The 18,043-nt window shown below is 54.6% G+C and carries 22 protein-coding genes, 1 tRNA gene and 1 other annotated feature; of the genes, 15 read left to right on the forward strand and 8 right to left on the reverse strand.

All coding sequences use genetic code 11. From position 1 onward, the window contains the following. Nucleotides 1–33: 33 nt before the first annotated feature. From GWQ27_RS01020 to GWQ27_RS01045, 6 genes are all read right to left on the reverse strand, one after another. Nucleotides 34–978 (reverse strand): DUF523 and DUF1722 domain-containing protein, encoded by a 945-nt coding sequence (locus tag GWQ27_RS01020; protein WP_059167975.1) that lies wholly within the window; start codon nucleotides 976–978, stop codon nucleotides 34–36. Nucleotides 979–1,152: 174 nt separating this feature from the next. Next, complete coding sequence (locus GWQ27_RS01025; RefSeq protein ID WP_087756313.1) at nucleotides 1,153–1,782, reverse strand: outer membrane beta-barrel protein; 630 nt, start codon at nucleotides 1,780–1,782, stop codon at nucleotides 1,153–1,155. 189 nt (nucleotides 1,783–1,971) lie between these two features. Beyond that, complete coding sequence (locus tag GWQ27_RS01030; RefSeq protein ID WP_096118038.1) at nucleotides 1,972–2,520, reverse strand: DUF3157 family protein; 549 nt, start codon at nucleotides 2,518–2,520, stop codon at nucleotides 1,972–1,974. 105 nt (nucleotides 2,521–2,625) lie between these two features. Beyond that, complete coding sequence (locus GWQ27_RS01035) at nucleotides 2,626–3,498, reverse strand: hypothetical protein (RefSeq protein WP_275906458.1); 873 nt, start codon at nucleotides 3,496–3,498, stop codon at nucleotides 2,626–2,628. A gap of 44 nt (nucleotides 3,499–3,542) precedes the next feature. Continuing rightward, a complete protein-coding gene (locus GWQ27_RS01040; protein ID WP_005311907.1) occupies nucleotides 3,543–3,821 on the reverse strand; it encodes a DUF6482 family protein in 279 nt (92 codons plus the stop codon). A gap of 31 nt (nucleotides 3,822–3,852) precedes the next feature. Continuing rightward, entirely contained in the window at nucleotides 3,853–4,449 is a 597-nt protein-coding gene (locus GWQ27_RS01045; protein ID WP_275906459.1) for an HAD family phosphatase, read from the reverse strand. 170 nt (nucleotides 4,450–4,619) lie between these two features. After that, nucleotides 4,620–4,742, forward strand: a sequence feature (Phe leader region). Nucleotides 4,743–4,780: 38 nt separating this feature from the next. Between GWQ27_RS01045 and pheA the strand changes: the two genes are divergently transcribed. After that, complete coding sequence (gene pheA, locus GWQ27_RS01050) at nucleotides 4,781–5,953, forward strand: prephenate dehydratase (RefSeq protein WP_058393536.1); 1,173 nt, start codon at nucleotides 4,781–4,783, stop codon at nucleotides 5,951–5,953. 69 nt (nucleotides 5,954–6,022) lie between these two features. Here pheA and GWQ27_RS01055 read toward each other — a convergent pair whose 3' ends face one another. Then, nucleotides 6,023–6,448 carry an LPP20 family lipoprotein gene (locus GWQ27_RS01055; protein WP_021140532.1) on the reverse strand — a complete coding sequence of 142 codons (426 nt, stop codon included), beginning with the start codon at nucleotides 6,446–6,448 and terminating at the stop codon, nucleotides 6,023–6,025. A 16-nt stretch (nucleotides 6,449–6,464) separates the two neighbouring features. After that, nucleotides 6,465–7,085: a FlgO family outer membrane protein gene (locus GWQ27_RS01060; RefSeq protein ID WP_005311899.1), complete on the reverse strand. Its 621-nt coding sequence runs from the start codon at nucleotides 7,083–7,085 to the stop codon at nucleotides 6,465–6,467. 194 nt (nucleotides 7,086–7,279) lie between these two features. Between GWQ27_RS01060 and GWQ27_RS01065 the strand changes: the two genes are divergently transcribed. From GWQ27_RS01065 to GWQ27_RS01130, 14 genes are all read left to right on the forward strand, one after another. Then, complete coding sequence (locus GWQ27_RS01065) at nucleotides 7,280–8,434, forward strand: flagellar assembly protein FlgT (RefSeq protein WP_005311897.1); 1,155 nt, start codon at nucleotides 7,280–7,282, stop codon at nucleotides 8,432–8,434. 50 nt (nucleotides 8,435–8,484) lie between these two features. Next, nucleotides 8,485–8,561 (forward strand) — tRNA-Arg (locus GWQ27_RS01070). Between the two features lie 209 nt (nucleotides 8,562–8,770). After that, nucleotides 8,771–9,721 (forward strand): DUF932 domain-containing protein, encoded by a 951-nt coding sequence (locus GWQ27_RS01075; RefSeq protein ID WP_148612695.1) that lies wholly within the window; start codon nucleotides 8,771–8,773, stop codon nucleotides 9,719–9,721. 94 nt (nucleotides 9,722–9,815) lie between these two features. After that, complete coding sequence (locus GWQ27_RS01080) at nucleotides 9,816–10,805, forward strand: lambda-exonuclease family protein (protein WP_275906460.1); 990 nt, start codon at nucleotides 9,816–9,818, stop codon at nucleotides 10,803–10,805. Continuing rightward, on the forward strand, nucleotides 10,802–11,770 hold the full coding sequence (locus GWQ27_RS01085; protein ID WP_234604985.1) for a hypothetical protein: 969 nt from the start codon (nucleotides 10,802–10,804) through the stop codon (nucleotides 11,768–11,770). The genes GWQ27_RS01080 and GWQ27_RS01085 overlap by 4 nt, the downstream gene beginning before the upstream one ends. A 262-nt stretch (nucleotides 11,771–12,032) precedes the next feature. Beyond that, nucleotides 12,033–12,581 carry a recombinase family protein gene (locus tag GWQ27_RS01090; RefSeq protein ID WP_275906461.1) on the forward strand — a complete coding sequence of 183 codons (549 nt, stop codon included), beginning with the start codon at nucleotides 12,033–12,035 and terminating at the stop codon, nucleotides 12,579–12,581. A 75-nt stretch (nucleotides 12,582–12,656) separates the two neighbouring features. Then, a complete protein-coding gene (locus tag GWQ27_RS01095; protein ID WP_101318389.1) occupies nucleotides 12,657–13,100 on the forward strand; it encodes a hypothetical protein in 444 nt (147 codons plus the stop codon). Between the two features lie 40 nt (nucleotides 13,101–13,140). Continuing rightward, nucleotides 13,141–13,584, forward strand: a complete 444-nt coding sequence (locus tag GWQ27_RS01100) for an IrmA family protein (protein WP_275906462.1) — start codon at nucleotides 13,141–13,143, stop codon at nucleotides 13,582–13,584. A gap of 87 nt (nucleotides 13,585–13,671) precedes the next feature. Beyond that, complete coding sequence (locus GWQ27_RS01105; RefSeq protein WP_275906463.1) at nucleotides 13,672–14,250, forward strand: lecithin retinol acyltransferase family protein; 579 nt, start codon at nucleotides 13,672–13,674, stop codon at nucleotides 14,248–14,250. Between the two features lie 61 nt (nucleotides 14,251–14,311). Continuing rightward, nucleotides 14,312–14,737: a DUF2787 domain-containing protein gene (locus GWQ27_RS01110; RefSeq protein ID WP_275906464.1), complete on the forward strand. Its 426-nt coding sequence runs from the start codon at nucleotides 14,312–14,314 to the stop codon at nucleotides 14,735–14,737. Nucleotides 14,738–14,746: 9 nt separating this feature from the next. Continuing rightward, nucleotides 14,747–15,157 carry a hypothetical protein gene (locus GWQ27_RS01115; protein WP_275906465.1) on the forward strand — a complete coding sequence of 137 codons (411 nt, stop codon included), beginning with the start codon at nucleotides 14,747–14,749 and terminating at the stop codon, nucleotides 15,155–15,157. Continuing rightward, nucleotides 15,150–15,407, forward strand: coding sequence for a hypothetical protein (locus tag GWQ27_RS01120; RefSeq protein WP_275906466.1), 258 nt, complete (start codon nucleotides 15,150–15,152; stop codon nucleotides 15,405–15,407). The genes GWQ27_RS01115 and GWQ27_RS01120 overlap by 8 nt, the downstream gene beginning before the upstream one ends. 357 nt (nucleotides 15,408–15,764) lie before the next feature. After that, nucleotides 15,765–16,037, forward strand: a complete 273-nt coding sequence (locus tag GWQ27_RS01125; protein WP_275906467.1) for a hypothetical protein — start codon at nucleotides 15,765–15,767, stop codon at nucleotides 16,035–16,037. Nucleotides 16,038–16,460: 423 nt separating this feature from the next. Beyond that, nucleotides 16,461–18,038, forward strand: coding sequence for a DNA cytosine methyltransferase (locus tag GWQ27_RS01130; protein WP_275906468.1), 1,578 nt, complete (start codon nucleotides 16,461–16,463; stop codon nucleotides 18,036–18,038). The last annotated feature ends 5 nt before the right edge of the window (nucleotides 18,039–18,043 follow it).

The raw sequence follows: 18,043 nt of genomic DNA on the forward strand, positions 1-18,043 counted from the left end.
CCGGCCCAAGGGGCCGGGGTCGCAAAACAGGGATCAGAGCCCGTAGCGAAGCTTGAGCGTATCGGGATGAGGATTGAGATAAACCTGCCCGGACAGATAGGGATTGGGGTATTCGCGCAGGTAGTGGCGGATCAGGGTCAGCGGCACCAGCAGCGGGAAAATGCCGGTGCGGTACTTGTCGATGGTCTCGGCCAGCTCCTGCTTCTGGGAAGGAGTCAATACCCGCTTGAAGTAACCCTGCAGGTGCATGAGCACATTGGTGTGGCTGCGGCGATTGGCTCTCAGGGTCAGCGCTGTCATCAGCCCCTTGATGTAGCTGTCGGCCACCTCCTGCAAGTTGGCCTTGCCGAGGTTGCCAAGCAGTTTGCCCAGCGCCCGATAGTGGGTAGTGGCGTGAGAGAGCACCAGATACTTGTAGCGGGAGTGGAACCTGATCAGGGCTGCGGCCGTCAGCCCCTGGGCGCAGAGTTGCTGCCAGTCGTGGTAGGCGAAGACCCGCAGCACGAAATTTTCCCGAAGTATGGGATCGCACAGCCGACCGTCTTCCTCCACCGGCAGCAGGGGATTGGCTTCCATCAACGCCTTGGCGAACAGGCCAATTCCCTCCTTGGCACTCCCCTCGTTGTTGGCGCCATAGATACGCACCCGCTCCATGCCACAACTGGGTGACTTGGCGCAGAGGATATAGCCGGAGATGAAGTCGAGCTGGCGAGCCTTCTGCTCACTGAAGGCAATCAGCTGTTCGGTGACATCGAAGCTGCCGTTGCTCGCCTCGGCGCGTATTTCGCCGTTGCGCTTGACCAGCCGAATGGCGGCGCGGGGCGATCCCAGACCAATGGCCATCTCGGGACAGACGGGGTGATAGTCAAAGTGAGCGCCAAGATCCCGTTCGCAGAAACTGGAGCGCTTGTGGCCCCCATCGAACCGCACTTCCTGTCCCAGCAAGCAGGCACTGATACCGACTTTAATCTTGTACATGTTGGCGCTCCTTGTATAAGCCTTAATTCAGTTATAGCAGTTATACAAAAGAATGGAAGCTGTATAACTATTGCGGGCTAAATACGGCGCAAGGGCGACATCTGGATCACCAGAAACCAAAAAGCCCATGACTGACGTCATGGGCAAGCAATCAAGACACTACGGGAGGGAAGATCAGAAGCTGTACTTCACACCCAGGCTGGAGATGGAACCTTTTTGCAGATCCCAGTTGCGATAGGTGTAGTCGGCGGTGAGGGCCAGGTTCTGGCTCACCTTGTAGGCGGCGCCCACCTTGAAGTCCTGCATGTCGTCAGTCATGTTGGCGTAACGGTAGCCGGTGGAGAGCTCGACGGCGCCAATGTCATAGCGCAGGCCCACTTCACCATACATGCTGCCGCTGTTCTTGCGGTTGATGTTGTCCCAGCCAGTGTTGTTCACGTTGGCAGCCTGCTGGCGCTCCATGCTGTAGCCCATCAGGCCAGCTTCACCGTACAGGTTCAGACCTGTGCTGAGCGGGGTGTAGACACCCAGACCCAGGCTGGAGATGCCCATGCTGTCATTGCCGTCGTTGCGGGAGGTGTATTCACTGCCCATGCGGCCATAGAAATTGGAACCGAAGCTCTTGGAGACGTCCAGGTTCAGACCACCGAAGTCGCGGTTGTTGCTGTCTTTGCCACCGATGTAGTCGGATTTGGTGTGGGCCCAGGTCAGGCCGCCCTTGGCGTAGCTGAAGGCATCCTGTGCCAGAGCGGAAGTAGAAGCGAAACCGGCCAGAACCAGAACAGAAAGTGCAACTTTTTTCATTTTGATGACTCCTCGTGTTGAGCTAGTTGAGACCTAGCTGGAATGGAGTCATTGTGCCGAGGGGCGTGCAGAATGCCGAGCGGCAAGCTGTTGCCAAATCATGTCAGATGTAAGCAACTGTTGCTGGCGGTTACCGGGTTAACACTTGAACTGAAACAGGCTCCGTAACGGAGCCTGTTTGGCAAGGGCTTAGCGAAACTCCACTTCCTCAATCTCGACCCGCACCAGGGGTTTGCCGGTCAGGCCAGCCGGGCGCGGCATCTCGAGCACCAGGGAGGGACGCTGCTGCCCCTTGCGCAGATAGGATTCCGGCAGACGGTTCTCGCCGACCCAGAAACGGGCCTCCTGTCTGGCCAGCTGCGCACCCTGTTCGCTGAACAGGGTGACAGTGCCACGCACCCGCACCACGCTGCGGGTGCCGGTGTTGCTCACCGTGAATTGCAGCAGCAAGGGATCCGAGCCCTCGACCTTGTCGAGCTTGACGCCGATGCCGTCCTTGACCGCCTGAGCCAGCAGATCCGGATTGGTCATCGCCTGCTCGGTCAGCACAGGCACGGCAACCGCGCCCGTGGCCCTCTCGCCGCTCGCCGTCGGCTTGATCAGCAGATATTCCCAGGTGAAGTCATCGTTGAGCTGCACCTGACGGCCATCCGGCAGGGTCACCTGGGTCATGGGGGCGGCCTGAGCCAGCAGGGGAGACAGGCAGAGGGCAACCAGCAGGCGGGACAAGGGTTTCATAGGGTGATGGCTCGGCGTCGATGGAAAAGGGCGTCAGTATAAAGAGTCCGCTCCGGCTTGCCTATGACCCGACTCACGTTCTTGCCCTCTGCCGTGGCGCTCGTCTCAGCGTAGAGACTCCTGTCGCTCCTCTTCCTGCACCATGTCCAGGGTCACCAGATCGAACTCTGTGCTCTTGAGGGCATTGAGGATATCCGGTTGCAGATCAAAGGCCTGAGCACGAAGCTTCGGTGGCACCCTCACCCGCGCCAGGGTGGTCGCCTGATCGGAGAGGGTATGAAAGAACACCTGCGCCTCCTCCAGCCCCATGTCGGCCAGCATCTGCTCCGCCATGTCCACCATCCGCAGATGATGCTTGTCCACCAGCTCGGGATCGGAGAAACGGCGGCTCAAGCAGCCATAGGCACTCTTGCCCCAGCGCCCCAATTGTCGCTTGTTGAAACCATAGCGAAAATCCCTGTGGGTCATGCCCTGCTCGGCAAACAGCCAGAGGGTGTTGGCCGGCAGGCTGCCAAAACGACGCAGGTACTCCTGTTGCTCCTCGACCGGTGCGGGCAACAGCATGGGCAGATGGCTCCAGTCGGTTTCCTGCGCCATAAGGTGGCAGATATAGCGCACAGGGTCGATGACCTCGTTGAGGTGACGCAGGTGATCGCAGAAGATCATCTCGTCGGTCTTGATGACGATCTGCTCGATACCGTAGCGCTGGCAGTAGCGCTTGGCCCGTGCTATCTCCTTGCGGTGGCGGGTCGGGCTGTCCAGGGTGATGGCCCGGATCCGGACGCCGCTGGCACGGCACAAATCCATGCTGTAGCAGGATTCCAGTCGGCCAGAAAAGGAGACCACCAGCTCGCCGTAACTGGCCAGGGTCTCGATAAGTGACTGTTCCCTGGTCTGAAAGGTCTGATCGTATCCTCGATTCAGCACAACTATATTGGCAGCCATAACGACAGCACCGGATGATGAATTGGCGACCATTGTGCCGGTGCAATCCTGAATACACCCTTAAAAAACAAGTTTAATCAGAATTTAATTATAATTTCATGACAATTATCTTCATTTTCATCTTGAATGGAGTCATAAATCCGCAGTTTCGCCTGATGCACTCTGTGTGCTCGCAAAAAGCCTTCGGCCTGTTCGAGGGAGCCGAATGTCAGCCGTGCCCCCTCACTGTCGGTGAGACATTGCATCTCGCCATCCACATCGACGCAGAGCTGGTAACCGCTGCCATCCTTGCAGGCAATCAGCAAGCCGGCATCCGGATAGTGACTCAACCAATTGCGAAACCGGCCATGCTCCATGACTTCTCCTCGAGCATTCCTGACAGTCGGCTCAACCGGGCAGATAACCCAGCGATACCAGCTGCTGACGACAGCTGTGCGCATCGGTAAACACCATGCCCCTGATCCCCAGCGCTTCGGCCGCGGCCACATTGGCGGGGCTGTCATCGATAAACAGACACTCGTCGGCCTTCAAATCAAACGACACCAGCAGGTAGCGGTAAATATCAGGCTCCGGCTTTATCATCCGCACCCGCGCAGATACCACCTTGCCGCTGAAGAAGCGCCAGAACGGCTGCTGCTCCAGCCAGTCGATGCTGGCATGACCCATATTGGAGAGCGCATAGAGAGTGTGGCCTGCGCCATGTAGCTCGGCTATCAGGGTCAGCATAGCGGGATCCGGCAAGAGCGAAGCGGGCACAGCCTGCAAAATGGTGAGATTCTCTGCCGCTGACAAACCTGTACGCTCCTGCGCCTGACGGGCCATGGTATGCAGTGACAGCGTGCCCCTGTCCACTTCCAGCCAGTCCGGGTGGTTGAACAGCCGATCCGCCAGCGCCTCAGCGCCATCCGGCCCCCTGACCGAGCGCACTATGGCCACCGGACCCCAACTCACCACTACCCGCCCCAGATCGAAAATAATCGCCATGTTCACTTCCTCCATATGCCTCTGCCGCCAGGCTGACAGTGCCAATCCAGCTCTTTAGCGCCCCGGCCAGCGCCAGCAAATACCCTGCTCCGTTCGCACCCCACGGGCAAGTTTTACTTGCATCCAGGGTCCAAATCCCTTAATGGTTATGACGATATTTTCAGGACAAGACCCATGCACGCACCATTCTTCTTTGCTTTCTCGTTTATCCGGCCCACATGAGGGAAGGCCCTGTCGTCGCGTGAACAGCAACCAAAGACGAATCGAGCCTCCCCTAGTGGAGGCTTTTTTTTGCAGCTACAACAATCGATTACTTGGATAGGGAACAATCATGGCTACGCTCGACGAGATCAGACAAGACATCACCCGGTTGGATCAGGAGCTGCTTGCCCTGCTGGCCAAGCGCAAGACTCTCAGTATCGAGGTCGCCCGTGCCAAGCAGGCCAATCCCCGTCCCATTCGCGATACCCAGCGCGAGCAGGACTTGCTGGTCGCCCTGATCCAGCAGGGCCGGCTGCTGGGGCTGGATGCCCAGTACATCACCCGCATCTACCACACCATCATCGAAGATTCGGTGCTCTCCCAGCAGGCCTATCTGCAGAGCTTGATCAACCCGGAGCAGCAGGAGCCCATGACCAGCGTCGCCTATCTGGGCCCGCGAGGCTCCTACTCCAGCCTGGCGGCCCGCAAGTATCTGGCCCGCTACAAGGATCAGGTGATAGAGGTGAATTGCCAGAACTTCCGCGAGGTGCTGGATGCGGTGGAGTCAGGGCGCGCCGCCTTTGGCGTCTTGCCCATCGAGAACACCAGCTCGGGCTCCATCAACGAGGTGTACGATGTGATGCAGCACACCAGCCTCTCCATCGTCGGTGAGCTGACCTACCCCATAGAGCACTGCATCCTCACCGCAGTGCCGACAGAGCTGGGTCGCATCAAGACCTTCTATGCCCACCCCCAGGTATTCCAGCAGTGCTCCCACTACCTCAGCAAGCTGGAAGGGGCACGCCACGAGATCTGTGATTCTTCTTCCAGCGCCATGATGAAGGTGAAAGAGCTGGCCAGCCCCGATGCCGCCGCCATCGGCAGCGCGGCCGGCGGTGAGCTCTATGGCCTGAACGTGCTGGCCGAACAGCTCGCCAACCAGAAGGAGAACTACAGCCGCTTCATCGTAGTGGCGCGCAAGCCCATCGACGTAGCGCCGCAAATTCCGGCCAAGACCACTCTCATCATGTCCACCTCCCAGAAACCGGGTTCCCTGGTGGAGGCGCTGCTGGTGCTGCGCAACAACGAGATCAACATGACCAAGCTCGAATCCCGGCCGGTACAGGGCAACCCCTGGGAAGAGATGTTCTATCTGGATGTCTCCGCCAACCTGCAGACGCCGGCCATGCAAGCCGCATTGATCGAGCTGACCAAGCTCACCCGCTACATCAAGGTGCTGGGCTGCTACCCGAGCGAAGACGTCAAGCCGACCACAGTGCCGCCGGTCCTGATGGGCAACTGACCGTAACTGCAAACAAAAAAGGCGAACATCATGTTCGCCTTTTTGTTTTTACCTCAGCTCGGCACGCCGTCAGAACTGACCCGCCATCAACTGGTTGATGTTGTAGAGGGCACGGGTATCGAGCTCCATCTCGGTGGCATAGGTATTGCCACGGGGATAGGAGGCCACGACCCGGGCGCCGCGCACCATGCCGGCCACAGACACATCCAGCGAATTGGAGGTCTGGGTCAAGTCCTTGTAGCTGCTCTGGCCACGTACCTGCTGGCCATTAAGCTGTTCAGCCAGCTCGCGGTAGGCATCCATCTTGGAGGCCCGGATGGCTTGCAGCATCTTCTCTGACTGGGACGGGCCGGGCTGGATATCGATCACCGCATAACCGACCGCCTTGAGCACCGGGAAGTCATCGGGCTTGTTGTTGCCACCATAGTTGACCACCCGATTGCCACTGCATGCGGTCAGCAGCAGGGCCAGCAGGCATCCAAACAGGATTTTCATTGTGCTCACTCCTATATCAGGGCGTCAGGTTGACCAGATGGCCGCCGGGACGCGCCTGACTATCGCGCATCAGATAACCGCGGTTGATGGAGGCCCGGCCGAACGAATTGTTGGCGCCAAACAGGTATTTTTGCGGTATCAGGCTCTGGGCTGTGGTCTCCACCATCTTGGTCCGCAGATCTATGATGCGGGCATTGACCAGGATCCCCTTGCCATTGCGGCTGAAGGTGCCGGTCAGGATGCGGGAGATGGGCAGACGGGGGGAAAGGTCCTTGTAATTGCGGCTCATCACGAAGTCACCCTGAGGGGTTACCTTGATGCTGCCGGTCATCTTGAAGTCCACCACCACTTCCCCACGACGGTTCAGCTCGTAAATAAAGCTCTCCTCAATCTGCTGCCCCATCCAGTTGGTGTCCTGCAGGGTATCGAGATCGACGAAGGAGGAGACAGCGATGGGCTCGGTCAGGGTCGTGAGCGACTTGCGCTCCATCAGCTGATCGGTCATGCGGGCCACCAGCCAGTTGAGCTCCATGCCAGCAGCGGCCTGGCGAGGATCACCCTGATCCCGATTGATGGGGTCGGAACTACAGCTGGTCAGGGCCAGCGCAAGGGCCAACGCCGTGATGAGTTTGTTCATGGATACCTTTCCTGTATCTGCACCTGATTCGTTATCGGTTCGACCGGCCAAAGCTTGAGTCAGGAATGAGGCATGAATCTTGCTTTTGATTTGCAGTGTGCTGTGCAACTGACACGGTTCTGTGGTCTGTATCGGCCGGCGCCGTCACTTCGACAGGAGTGAATGCGCTGACCCGCATATTCAAGGTGTTTGTCATGAAATTACCGCTGCTGTTAATCCTGCTGCTGGCCAGCCTGTCAGCCCGGGCCGAGCTTATCGAAGCCCAGGGCAGTGCCGCCATTTTGGGGGGCGACGAGGCCTATGCCCGTGAGCAGGCGACCCGCGACGCCCTGCGCCAGGCCCTGCTGGCGAGCGGTGCTGCCGTCTCCAGCATACAGCGCCTGGAAAACGGCAGCCTGCGCTCCGAGCAGATTCAGATCCGCTCCGGTGGCGACATTCGCCAGTACCGGCTCAAACGGGAAGAGGTGCGCAACGGCCGCATGTACATCACGGTACAGGCCGATATCCAGGCCGAGCGTCAGATCTGCCAGACCCAGCATTACGCCAAGGATTTGACACTGGTCAGGCTGCGGCTGCGCTATCCGGATCAGGCGAGCCATGGCGCCCTCGATGACATGCCTGCCAACCTGTCACGCCGCATGTTCGAGACCCTGGCCAACGCACCGCAAGGCGTGGCAGCCCGTCAGTGGCTGGACGAGAACCTGCGCATCGATCCGCTCCACCTGCAACAGGGGGATCGCAGCGCCCTGGAGGAGATCAAGGCCCTCAGCCTGCGCACCGACAGCCAGTATCTGGTGCTCGGTAGCATAGACGACCTCTCCCTCGAGCCTCAGGGCAACCAGCTGACCAGCTGGTATGAAGACCCCATCCGCAATTTTCGCATGCAGCTCTACCTGTTCGATGGCATCAACGGCAGCCTGATCAGCCGCAAGGAGTATCAGGGGCGTGCCAACTGGACCTTCGGCAAGCGGGATCAGGTCGGCAGCAGCAGCGGCCAGTTCTGGCAATCGAGCTATGGCCAGGAGGTGAATTATCAGTTGCAGGAAGCGGTGCAGGATCTGGTTGCCCAGCTGAACTGCGCCCCTGTCACCGCCCGGGTGATAGGTCAGAACGAGCGGGGCCCCCACATCAATCTCGGCCGGCGCAACGGCGTCAGGCTGGGGGATCAGTACCGGATCCAGCACAGCGCCGACTTCATCGATCCTTACGGCAAATCCCGCATGATGCGCAACCCGGCCGATGGCCTGTTCGAAGTGGTACAGGTATTCGAGGATGGCGCCATCATCAGCAGCCAGAACAAATATTCGCCGTTTAACATCCAGATCGGGGATTTGGCAGTATTGGAATAAGAATCAAGGGTTTAAAAGGGAGCGGCTTCTTGTATAATGCCCGCCACAAGGCTCCCGTAGCTCAGTAGGATAGAGCGGTCCCCTCCTAAGGGACAGGCCACTGGTTCGACTCCAGTCGGGAGCGCCATATAAAACAAGGGGTTGGCATCATCATGGTGCCAACCCCTTGGTCGTTTTTGGCTTGGGGTACCACACGGGGTACCACAGCGCGCATTCCATAGCTAGAAACCAGAGAGGCAAATAAGTCTCATTTGAATTAATTTCAGATATATATTATCTCCATGAACCTACCCAAGGGACTGCTCTGTGCAGTCCCTTTTTCATTGGAGATTTCTCATGGCTCACCTGATCGATACGATGGCCTACACCGGTCAAACGCCCTGGCATGGCCTTGGCAATGTCCTACCCCCGCAACAATCCCTCGATATCTGGCTGCAGGCTGCCGGAATGGATTGGACCATCGAACAGAGCGACGTGATGTTTAACGTCGCCTCCGATGCACTGCATATCCGCCCCTACAGCGACAGCAAGGTGCTGTATCGCTCCGATACCCTTGCCCCTCTGTCAGTGGTCTCAAGCCGCTACAACGTGGTACAGCCTCACGAGGTGCTGCACTTCTATCAAGACCTGGTAGAAGCCGGTGGCTTTGAGCTGGAAACAGCAGGCTCGCTCAAAGGTGGCCGCAAGCTGTGGGCACTGGCTAAGACCGGCCAGGATCTAAAACTCAAAGGCAATGACTTGGTAAAGTCCTATCTGCTACTGGCGACCAGTTGCGACGGCACGCTCTGCACCACGGCGCAGTTCACCTCGCTGCGAGTGGTCTGCAACAACACCCTGCAGATGGCACTGCGCGGCGCTACCGGAGCCATCAAGGTGCCCCACTCCACTCAGTTCGATGCGGCGACCGTCAAAGAGTCGCTTGGGCTCGGGCTGTCTCATTGGGATGAGTTCAAGGCACAGACTAAGGAATTGGCACAACGGCCCGTCGCCCCTGAAGAGGCGCTGCGCTTTTTCAGCGACCTGTTGGCGCAACCGCTGGATGAGGAGAGCATCATTCTCAGCAAGCCGGTACAACGGCTGCATGAGCTCTATCAGGGCGCGGGTATGGGCTCAGAGCTTGCCAGCTCCCGCAATACCGCCTGGGGGCTGGTCAATGCGGTCACCGAATACGTGGATCACCACCGCCGTGCCCGCAGCCAAGATCACCGGCTTGATTCCGCCTGGTTCGGTCAGGGTGCCCAACTCAAATCCCAAGCCCTGAATCAGGCACTCACTCTGCTGCAGTAATTCCGCTTCCCCATTCAAACCGCATAACGAACTCACCCGGACTGGCACAAGCCAATCCGGGCGTAGCCATTTATGCCGTCAACAAGGAATAGTCATGAAAGCAAAAGCCAAATACGGCCAAGCCCTGCGGCTGGCCTCCACTACCCAATTAACCCGCGAGCAGTGGCTCGCTATCCGCAAACTCGGCATTGGCTCCTCCGATGCCGCCGTGGCAGTGGGGCTATCCCCCTACAAATGCCCGCTCAGCCTGTGGTTGGAGAAGACCGGTCGCAAGGAGCCGGAAGATATCTCCCACAAGGCTGCGGTGCTGTGGGGCATTGAGCTAGAGCCGGTCTTGGCGCAGGTCTACGCCAAACGCACCGGCTACAAGGTGCGCCGGGTCAATGCGGTGCTGCAACACCCCGAACAACCCTTCATGCTCGCCAACCTCGATCGGGAGGTAGTGGGCCACCCCGATGGGCCGGGCATTCTGGAGATCAAAACCGCCAGCTATCACAGTGCGCCCCAGTGGGAGGAAGGAGTGCCGGTGGCTTACCAGTGTCAGGTACTGCATCAACTGGCTGTTACCGGCCATGCCTGGGCCGAAGTGGCAGTGCTGATCGGCGGCCAGGATTTTCGGATTTACCGCATCGAGCGTGATGAGGAGAAGATCCAGGATCTCACCGAGCGGGAAGCGCAGTTCTGGCTGATGGTGCAACAAGACCAACAGCCTGAGCCTGATGGATCCAGTGATGCCGCCAATGCCCTGAGCTGGCTGTTTCCGCGTGACGATGGCCAGACGGTGGATCTCTCCGATTCTCCCGAGTTCAACCAGCTGTTTGGCGAGCTACTGCGCTTGCGTCAGCAGAAGGAAGCTGTCGAGCTGCAGGAGTCGCAGCTCAAGCAGCGGCTACAAGCCACTTTGGGTGAAGCGACAGCCGGGCTGTTTGCCGATGGCAAGATCACCTGGAAACGCAGTAAAGACCGGCTGGCACCGGATCTGGATAAGCTCGGACAGGATCATCCCGACCTGCTCACGCGTTACGTCAAACCGGTGCCCGGCGTGCGCCGTTTCACCATTCAACCCTTGAGGCAAACACCATGATCAAAGGACTGGCAATTACCCCACCTGTGATCGGGCGGATCTGCATCGGCAAGCTGGTGCAAAAACAGGATAAGTGGGTGCCGGAGAAGGACGACAGCTTCACCCTCACCACTCAGGTACAACAAAAAGGGGGATGGTTGCTCCATCCCCTGCATCAACACTACTCATCACAAAAGAGTGGTCAAGGGCAGGAGCAAACCAAGATCCGCGCCATTCCGGTGCGGGTGCTGTTCAACGATAGCGACTTGAATCTACGGGCGGAATACAGCGCCTTTGACCGGCAAACCGGCAGGCCGCTGTGTGTCGGTAATGGGGAGGTGGCAAGACGCGTGGGGGCACAAGGCATGGAGGAGGTCAGCTGCTCTGGACCAGAGCGCTGCGCCTTTGCCGGGCAACAGGGCTGCAAACTGTACGGGCGACTAAACCTGTTTGTGGAGGGGCAAGGGGATGAGCTGGGTAGCTTTATCTTCCGCACCACCGGCTACAACTCGGTTCGCACCCTGGCGGCACGGCTCAAGTACCTGGAGGCTGTGAGCGGCGGCCATACCCGCTATCTGCCGCTCACCTTGCGGCTGCGAGCCAAGAGCACCACCCAGTCCTACCGCACACCGGTCTACTACGTGGATTTAACCTTGCGGGAAGAGACCAACCTGACTGAAGCAGTCAGGCTGGCACAGGAGGCCGCCCAGCGTGATCAAGAGGCGGGGCTCGCTATCGACCAGATGGAGCAGGCCGCTCGTGAGCTGCTGCGTAACGGCCAGTTTGAGGATATCGATGAAGAGGTGCCGATGTTGCTGGAGGAGTTCTATCCTGAGCCAGAAATGATAGCGTCATCTTCCACCTCACAACCTTTGGCAACCGTAACAGTACCAAAACGCCTCAGCCCTCGTTCCTCGCCCCTGACCAGTAAACTGGGTAAAAACGCGGCCCCTTCACCGCCTACGCCTGAGCCACAAAGCCAATAACTTACGTTGGCATCTTGTTACATCCAATCAAATCAATCAGTAGCACAATATTCTGCTACCCATCACGACGGGACGTTTATCACAAAGTGTCCCGTTATTTCTCTCCATCGCTGGTTTGGGGTCAATAGATCAAGCCCTAGTGACACTCACGAAATCGGCACTCATTTCATCTATTTCCCTCCATTTTCAGGTCAAGAAGGTCTCTTCGAGACTTTTGACCATGGGGGTCAGTGTACCTTGCCCTATTGACCGGGAGGAGACCATGGCACTGGTAGGTTACGCACGTGTTAGTACGGGAGGTCAGAGCCTTGAAGTCCAGCTTCGAGCGCTGGCCGAATGCAATAAGGTTTTCCAAGAGAAGGTTAGCGGTGCCAGTGATGATAGGCCACAACTTGCTCTCCTCTTGGATTATGTGAAGGAGGGGGATGTGGTGATGGTTACCAAGCTGGACCGTCTGGCTCGTAATACTCGTCACCTATTGGAGATATCAGAATTTCTACAACACAAGCAAGTTGCATTGCTGATATTAAATCTGGGGATTGATACCTCAACGCCTACCGGCAAGTTAATGCTCACCATGATCGGTGCTATCGCAACATTTGAACGAGAATTGATGTTGGAGCGGCAAGCTGAAGGTATTGAGTTAGCCAAGCGCCGAGGTGCTTATAAGGGGCGTAAGCCTACTGCAATGGCAAAAGGTAATGAAGTTCTTGCACTGGTTGCCAAAGGATTACCCAGATCTGAAATTGCCAAGCGCACGGGGATCAGTATCTCCAGCGTACAACGCATACTCAGATCTCAGAGCAACTGAAAAGTAGTGTGGTTTACCGTTCCTGGTGATAGCCATACGCCTCTATTTAATAATAGTTATTCGGTGAGATAAAAAATGAAAAAGCTGACATTCTGCTTACTACTAACGCTTATGTCTGGAAGTCTATCACTACGGGCAGCAGAGCCGTTCACAGGCTTTCTGCCTGCACTAGTGCAGGACAAAACAGGGAAACCATTTTGGTGTAACGCCCATTTGAAGTTAAATAGAAAATGTATCGCAACTGAAATCAGTAATCTTTCAATGGTCATTGTTCGCAGTCAGCCATTCGGTGAGTGTGAAGCAGGCATGTGGGGCTGGATCGCCACTGCGGGCTCCCCCCAGAAAATTGCCGTTGGCTACACAATTACGCCTGATGAAAAATTCAATATTTCAATGAAAGACATGTGTCGACCAGGAACCATTGTCAAATTTCAACCAAACAAAAAATATAAGAGTGAGGATGACTTGGTTGGTTTTTACAATGGAAAAGAAATATTCAGATATCTCGGGCGTAAATAACTGAATAGATTAAGAAAAAGTGATTATTACGAGGATTTCCATGAAAGACATAAATCGATATTTATTGGCCTCCACACTGATATTCTCGGCCATAGCTTGCGGTGCCCAAGAACAACGTTATCTTGCTATCCAACACACCGACACTGTATACGCCAACCAAGGCGTCTGTGCGTACCACTTTTCCCTCGATAGTGGTGGAGCAGATGAGTTTGGTCACTTGTATATCACGCTGCAGTTTAATGACAAGAAGGGCAAAGCGCTGGTCGAATCAACGCTGGAAGTTGAACCGTTCGGCGGGAGCTCCGCTACACGCTATGGCGGTGGCTTTACGGAAATTGACTGCGGACAGGTAGAGCAAGCCAAGTCCATCGCCATCATTCAGGCAACCGAGGTGCTCGCTCACAACGAAGTCACCCGGCTACCAGTTTCCACCTTCACCCCCGAGTTTCATCAACCACTGAAGATAACCGTTGGCGGCAATTAGCCCGCTCAGGAAAAACAAAGCCAAAGGGCGTCACCGTAATGGTGACGCCCTTTTTCATTTCCAACTATTGATGAGGATCATCACTCCATGACACGACATTTCATTATCGGCGATCACTTGGTAACACCACAGTCTGAAGGCCACCATCATGGCATCTTTGTTGGCCATGACCAGGTCATTCACTGCCTACCATCCGCTTCAGGAAAGCATTCAGGCCTACTGGCGCTGACCTCGTTGACTCAATTCAGTCAGCACTGCGCTATTGAGGTCAAACCCCATGCTCAACGCCTGTTCAGTCGAGAGGAAAGCCTGACACGGGCTTACGCCCGACTCAGTGAGGGTGAGCAAGGTCAACCGTTTGCCAATAGCGAGCGGTTTGTTACCTGGTGCATCGATGGGGTTAAGAATCCTCCCAAGCTGCTGCAGACCGCTGTAGCAACGGTGGTGGCTGCCGAAGTGGCTCGTCACACGTTAGGCAAGGCAGCCACCAGTGCAACGGCAGGACTTGCTGCCAGCACCCTAGCCACAACAGCTGGAGGTAGTGGCGCTGCTGCAACGGTAGTATCGGTGACCGGTATTGCCACAGCCCCATTGTTAGCCCCCCTTGCCGTGGGCGCCGTCGCAGCCTATGGCGTCAGCAAGCTGTGGGATTGGTTAAACGACTGACCCATCACTTCAAAGCAAAAGCAGGGGGCTCCCCCCTGCTTGAACTCAATGAGGAAACACCATGACCATTCCCTTTTTCCGGGACGACTTTGCCCTGCCCGTTGACCAAGCATTGCTGGTTCTGCTCAACCAGGAAATCGCTAAAACAGAGCTCAATCTTGAGCGCTTAACCCAACTGACCTTCAACTTTCGTAACCCCGGCTACAGCGCCGAACAAGGCGGCGTGCACCCAGTCGAGATCCGGCTGATCCGTGGGCTCGATGGCTGGCTGTTCGATTACGTCACCGACTTCAGTTATCAAGGGCTGGGGCTGGATGCCGAGCTCTGCAAAGAGCTCGATTTCAACTTCCTCGATGGGGAGCACACCATGTTGGGCTGGGGACCACTGCGACTGGCCGAAGCGCGGGAGCTGTTCGATATCTGGCAGAGCAACTTCATTGCCTACTGCCGGTTGGAGTGTTTCAGCGTCACGGTCGCAGGAGATTAGGAGGACACGATGAGCCAAGAATTAGCGCTCTCCCACTACTCACGTCAGTGGTTGGGACAAGTTGCCGCCAACGCCAAGATAACCCCCACCCGCAGTAGTCAGCGATGGCTGCTGCACCTGACACCGGATAGTCCACACATCGGCACAGTCACCCTGCAGGTCCGTTGGTCTGGCGTGCATTGGCAACTGCTCACCATCAGCAATGCCGATGACGGGCGCACTATGAGCCAGCCGGTCGATGAGATCTGTATCGACCCTAAACACAGCTGTTTCTGGCGTTGCCAAGAAGGGCCCGTCTCACTCACCGATCAGCCTCGCGTGCTTGCAAGCTTCCTAGCTGACCTGCAGCGCATCTGCATCCATCGCGGCTATGCCGTGGAGAGTTACCCCATCGCCGACAAGGAGAGCGAAGATGATTAACGCCGTGATCGCCATCGAGCTGGAGGGTTATCTTGAGCACGATGGTCAGATTGAAGCTGTGTATGACCAAAGCCAGCCGGTTGCCGGTTACGCCCTCTACCTGCGCTATGAAAACGAACGGGGTGACGCACTAGTGCAATGGCTGTGCGACCACCCGGATCACCGCAGGCTAACCCAGTTAGGCACCTTGCTCGCCACCAGTTACTACATTCCGCTGCACGACCACACCCCGCACACCTTGGCGGACTGAGCACCGCCAACCAAGCCTGCGGTCACAGCCCATTCAGTAACCCATTAACCAACACCTAGCTACCCTGCCGCGTCCAACGCGGTGGGGCGATAGCGAGTGGAGCCTAATCATGTTGCATCACAAACTGATCGCCGGGGAGATCCCCGGCACCTATCTCGTAACTGAGCTGATTAACGAAGATGATCTGTTGACTATCGCCAGCCAGACTGAACTCCAAAAATAGGCAAAGAGTACGGTAATTATCGATGAATATTTGTTACAGTAGGCATTGTAAATGCGATAGGGGGCATAACCCTTTTTCGCCTTCATTACGGATTAAATATATTAAAGTATAAATCAACATCAAAGGAATATAAAATGGGCAACACTAATAAAATTGACATTCTAAACCAAAACTTTCCCATGATCGGTTTATCTGCTGATTGGATATTCCAGACATGGTTAATAAATGGAAGTGAAAACAATGGGACCGTTATCTTTGAAAATGAGGACAGAGAATGCTATGAAGTTATTGCGTTTTATTATAAAAACGAAGACCGCCATGAAACAGTGTTATTTTCAGGGGGGTTAACAGACGTTAAAAACTATTCCATCAACATCCTAAAAATCTCTTTTGAAAAAACAACATAATTTTTCATACAGATGAAATTTGCAAACATATTGTCAACACATAACCATTACAATAAATTCCAAGTTGCTATCAATCTGCCCAATTAATCGTGCGAAAACATGGCGAAAGCAACGATGTAAAGCCCCCTATATACATCAAGCTGGGCGAATACTTACCAGCTTAGCTCAGATGGATAACTTAACACTTGGTAGTAAGCGAGTCATAGCCATGTTGTCCCAAGAAAGCCTTCATAAGGCCATGGCACCGACGTCATGCATCATACAGAACCGACTGAACAACCTTTTCCGGCATACATCCGATGTTACGGGACCCTTCCATGAGCCTTACGCAAGGCTTTTTATCGACAAGAGCCACGCTTTGGCTTCCCGTTCGCGCATCTTCCTGGTATCTTTGTTAGCTGATCAAAAACACAGTATTAGACCATGAACACCGTTTTATCACCGATCCCAATTATCGATTTATTTGCTGGTCCAGGAGGCCTAGGCGAAGGTTTCTCTTCACTTAATGAAGGTTCTTCCTTCCAGATTATGGTCTCTGCAGAGAAGGATCCTGTTGCCCACCAGACTCTAAGACTCAGGGCCTACTACCGATTACTCAAAAGCAACTTTCCTGATGGTCTATCAGATTACTATCAGTTTTGCAATGGGAAATCACCTCATCCTTTCACTGAGAGAACCCATGAGTATTGGGAACGAGCAAATCATGAAGCGATGTGTATTGCTATCGGTAGTGATAAGGGGAATGCAGCCCTTGATTCAGCAATTACAGCTGCATTAGGAAATAAAGATTTACCATGGGTTCTAATTGGCGGACCTCCATGTCAAGCATATTCTCTTGCTGGGCGTTCGAGGAATAAAGGTAACTCTAACTATATACCCGAAGATGATTCTAGGCACTTCCTATACTTGGAGTATTTAAGAATCATAAAAAACAATAAACCAGATATTTTTGTCATGGAGAACGTGAAGGGTATTCTTTCATCAAAAATAAATGGTGGTTTGATTTTTCATCAAATCCTCAGAGATCTTGCAAACCCTAGCATGGCATTGGATAAAAAAGATAATGGCTTACGATATAATATCGTATCTCTTGTCAATGATGAAACATTCATGGATGGTGATGACCCACAAAAAATAAATGCAGCTAATTTCATTATTCGTTCCGAAGACTATGGAATACCCCAGGCTCGTCATAGAGTAATTCTACTCGGTATCAGAGACGATCGTTTTAGCCATAATTTACCTAAGCTAAACAAAGAGAATCGGATTACAGTTAATAATGCTATCGGTAATCTACCCCCATTACGCAGTAAATTAAGTCGAGAAGATGACTCTGCTACTGCATGGGAACAAAAAATCCGAGAAGGATTAAAACAGCTTGCAAACAATGCAATTAAAGAATCCAAACTCACTACAGAGCTGATAGATAATATTCGTAAAACAGCTGATTTTCTTCAAAACGTTGATACAGGCTCTCTCCAATATCCAAGAGAGAAAAATGAAGGTACTACTGGTATTAGTGAACTTGACAAATGGTTCAATGATGACCGACTGAAAGTTTGGCTGAACCACGAAACCAGAGGTCATAGAATTGATGATTTGATTCGATACGGATTTGCTGCATGTTTTGCTAAAATAGAAGGAAGATCGCCAAAGGGGCACAAAGAATTTTGTCTTGACTCCTTAGCTCCTGCGCACAAGAATTGGGAAAGTGGGCATTTTTCGGATCGGTTCCGAGTTCAACTTTCTGATGCCCCTTCTACAACAATTACAAGTCATATATCTAAAGATGGGCATTACTTCATTCATCCTGATCCGACACAGTGTCGCAGCCTCACAGTAAGAGAGGCTGCTCGCTTACAAACATTTCCTGATAATTATTTTTTCCAAGGTGGGCGCACTCAGCAATATCATCAAGTGGGCAACGCAGTTCCTCCCCTATTGGCAAACAAAATTGCTCGTTTGGTGTTAGACATTATGCAACAATCTTATATTGATTAAAGCTG

Origin of the sequence: Aeromonas sp. 5HA1, assembly GCF_029237245.1 — a bacterium.
Lineage (GTDB): Bacteria > Pseudomonadota > Gammaproteobacteria > Enterobacterales > Aeromonadaceae > Aeromonas > Aeromonas salmonicida.

Excerpts from the sequence above, each read along its gene's own strand:
- GWQ27_RS01025 (WP_087756313.1), bottom strand. The coding sequence starts at position 1,782 with ATGAAAAAAGTTGCACTTTCTGTTCTGGTTCTGGCCGGTTTCGCTTCT.
- GWQ27_RS01090 (WP_275906461.1), top strand. The coding sequence starts at position 12,033 with ATGGCACTGGTAGGTTACGCACGTGTTAGTACGGGAGGTCAGAGCCTT.
- GWQ27_RS01035 (WP_275906458.1), bottom strand. The coding sequence starts at position 3,498 with ATGGTCGCCAATTCATCATCCGGTGCTGTCGTTATGGCTGCCAATATA.
- pheA (WP_058393536.1), top strand. The coding sequence starts at position 4,781 with ATGGCTACGCTCGACGAGATCAGACAAGACATCACCCGGTTGGATCAG.
- GWQ27_RS01095 (WP_101318389.1), top strand. The coding sequence starts at position 12,657 with ATGAAAAAGCTGACATTCTGCTTACTACTAACGCTTATGTCTGGAAGT.
- GWQ27_RS01130 (WP_275906468.1), top strand. The coding sequence starts at position 16,461 with ATGAACACCGTTTTATCACCGATCCCAATTATCGATTTATTTGCTGGT.
- GWQ27_RS01030 (WP_096118038.1), bottom strand. The coding sequence starts at position 2,520 with ATGAAACCCTTGTCCCGCCTGCTGGTTGCCCTCTGCCTGTCTCCCCTG.
- GWQ27_RS01110 (WP_275906464.1), top strand. The coding sequence starts at position 14,312 with ATGACCATTCCCTTTTTCCGGGACGACTTTGCCCTGCCCGTTGACCAA.
- GWQ27_RS01085 (WP_234604985.1), top strand. The coding sequence starts at position 10,802 with ATGATCAAAGGACTGGCAATTACCCCACCTGTGATCGGGCGGATCTGC.
- GWQ27_RS01075 (WP_148612695.1), top strand. The coding sequence starts at position 8,771 with ATGGCTCACCTGATCGATACGATGGCCTACACCGGTCAAACGCCCTGG.
- GWQ27_RS01060 (WP_005311899.1), bottom strand. The coding sequence starts at position 7,085 with ATGAACAAACTCATCACGGCGTTGGCCCTTGCGCTGGCCCTGACCAGC.
- GWQ27_RS01115 (WP_275906465.1), top strand. The coding sequence starts at position 14,747 with ATGAGCCAAGAATTAGCGCTCTCCCACTACTCACGTCAGTGGTTGGGA.
- GWQ27_RS01080 (WP_275906460.1), top strand. The coding sequence starts at position 9,816 with ATGAAAGCAAAAGCCAAATACGGCCAAGCCCTGCGGCTGGCCTCCACT.
- GWQ27_RS01100 (WP_275906462.1), top strand. The coding sequence starts at position 13,141 with ATGAAAGACATAAATCGATATTTATTGGCCTCCACACTGATATTCTCG.
- GWQ27_RS01055 (WP_021140532.1), bottom strand. The coding sequence starts at position 6,448 with ATGAAAATCCTGTTTGGATGCCTGCTGGCCCTGCTGCTGACCGCATGC.
- GWQ27_RS01125 (WP_275906467.1), top strand. The coding sequence starts at position 15,765 with ATGGGCAACACTAATAAAATTGACATTCTAAACCAAAACTTTCCCATG.
- GWQ27_RS01105 (WP_275906463.1), top strand. The coding sequence starts at position 13,672 with ATGACACGACATTTCATTATCGGCGATCACTTGGTAACACCACAGTCT.
- GWQ27_RS01065 (WP_005311897.1), top strand. The coding sequence starts at position 7,280 with ATGAAATTACCGCTGCTGTTAATCCTGCTGCTGGCCAGCCTGTCAGCC.
- GWQ27_RS01040 (WP_005311907.1), bottom strand. The coding sequence starts at position 3,821 with ATGGAGCATGGCCGGTTTCGCAATTGGTTGAGTCACTATCCGGATGCC.
- GWQ27_RS01020 (WP_059167975.1), bottom strand. The coding sequence starts at position 978 with ATGTACAAGATTAAAGTCGGTATCAGTGCCTGCTTGCTGGGACAGGAA.
- GWQ27_RS01120 (WP_275906466.1), top strand. The coding sequence starts at position 15,150 with ATGATTAACGCCGTGATCGCCATCGAGCTGGAGGGTTATCTTGAGCAC.
- GWQ27_RS01045 (WP_275906459.1), bottom strand. The coding sequence starts at position 4,449 with ATGGCGATTATTTTCGATCTGGGGCGGGTAGTGGTGAGTTGGGGTCCG.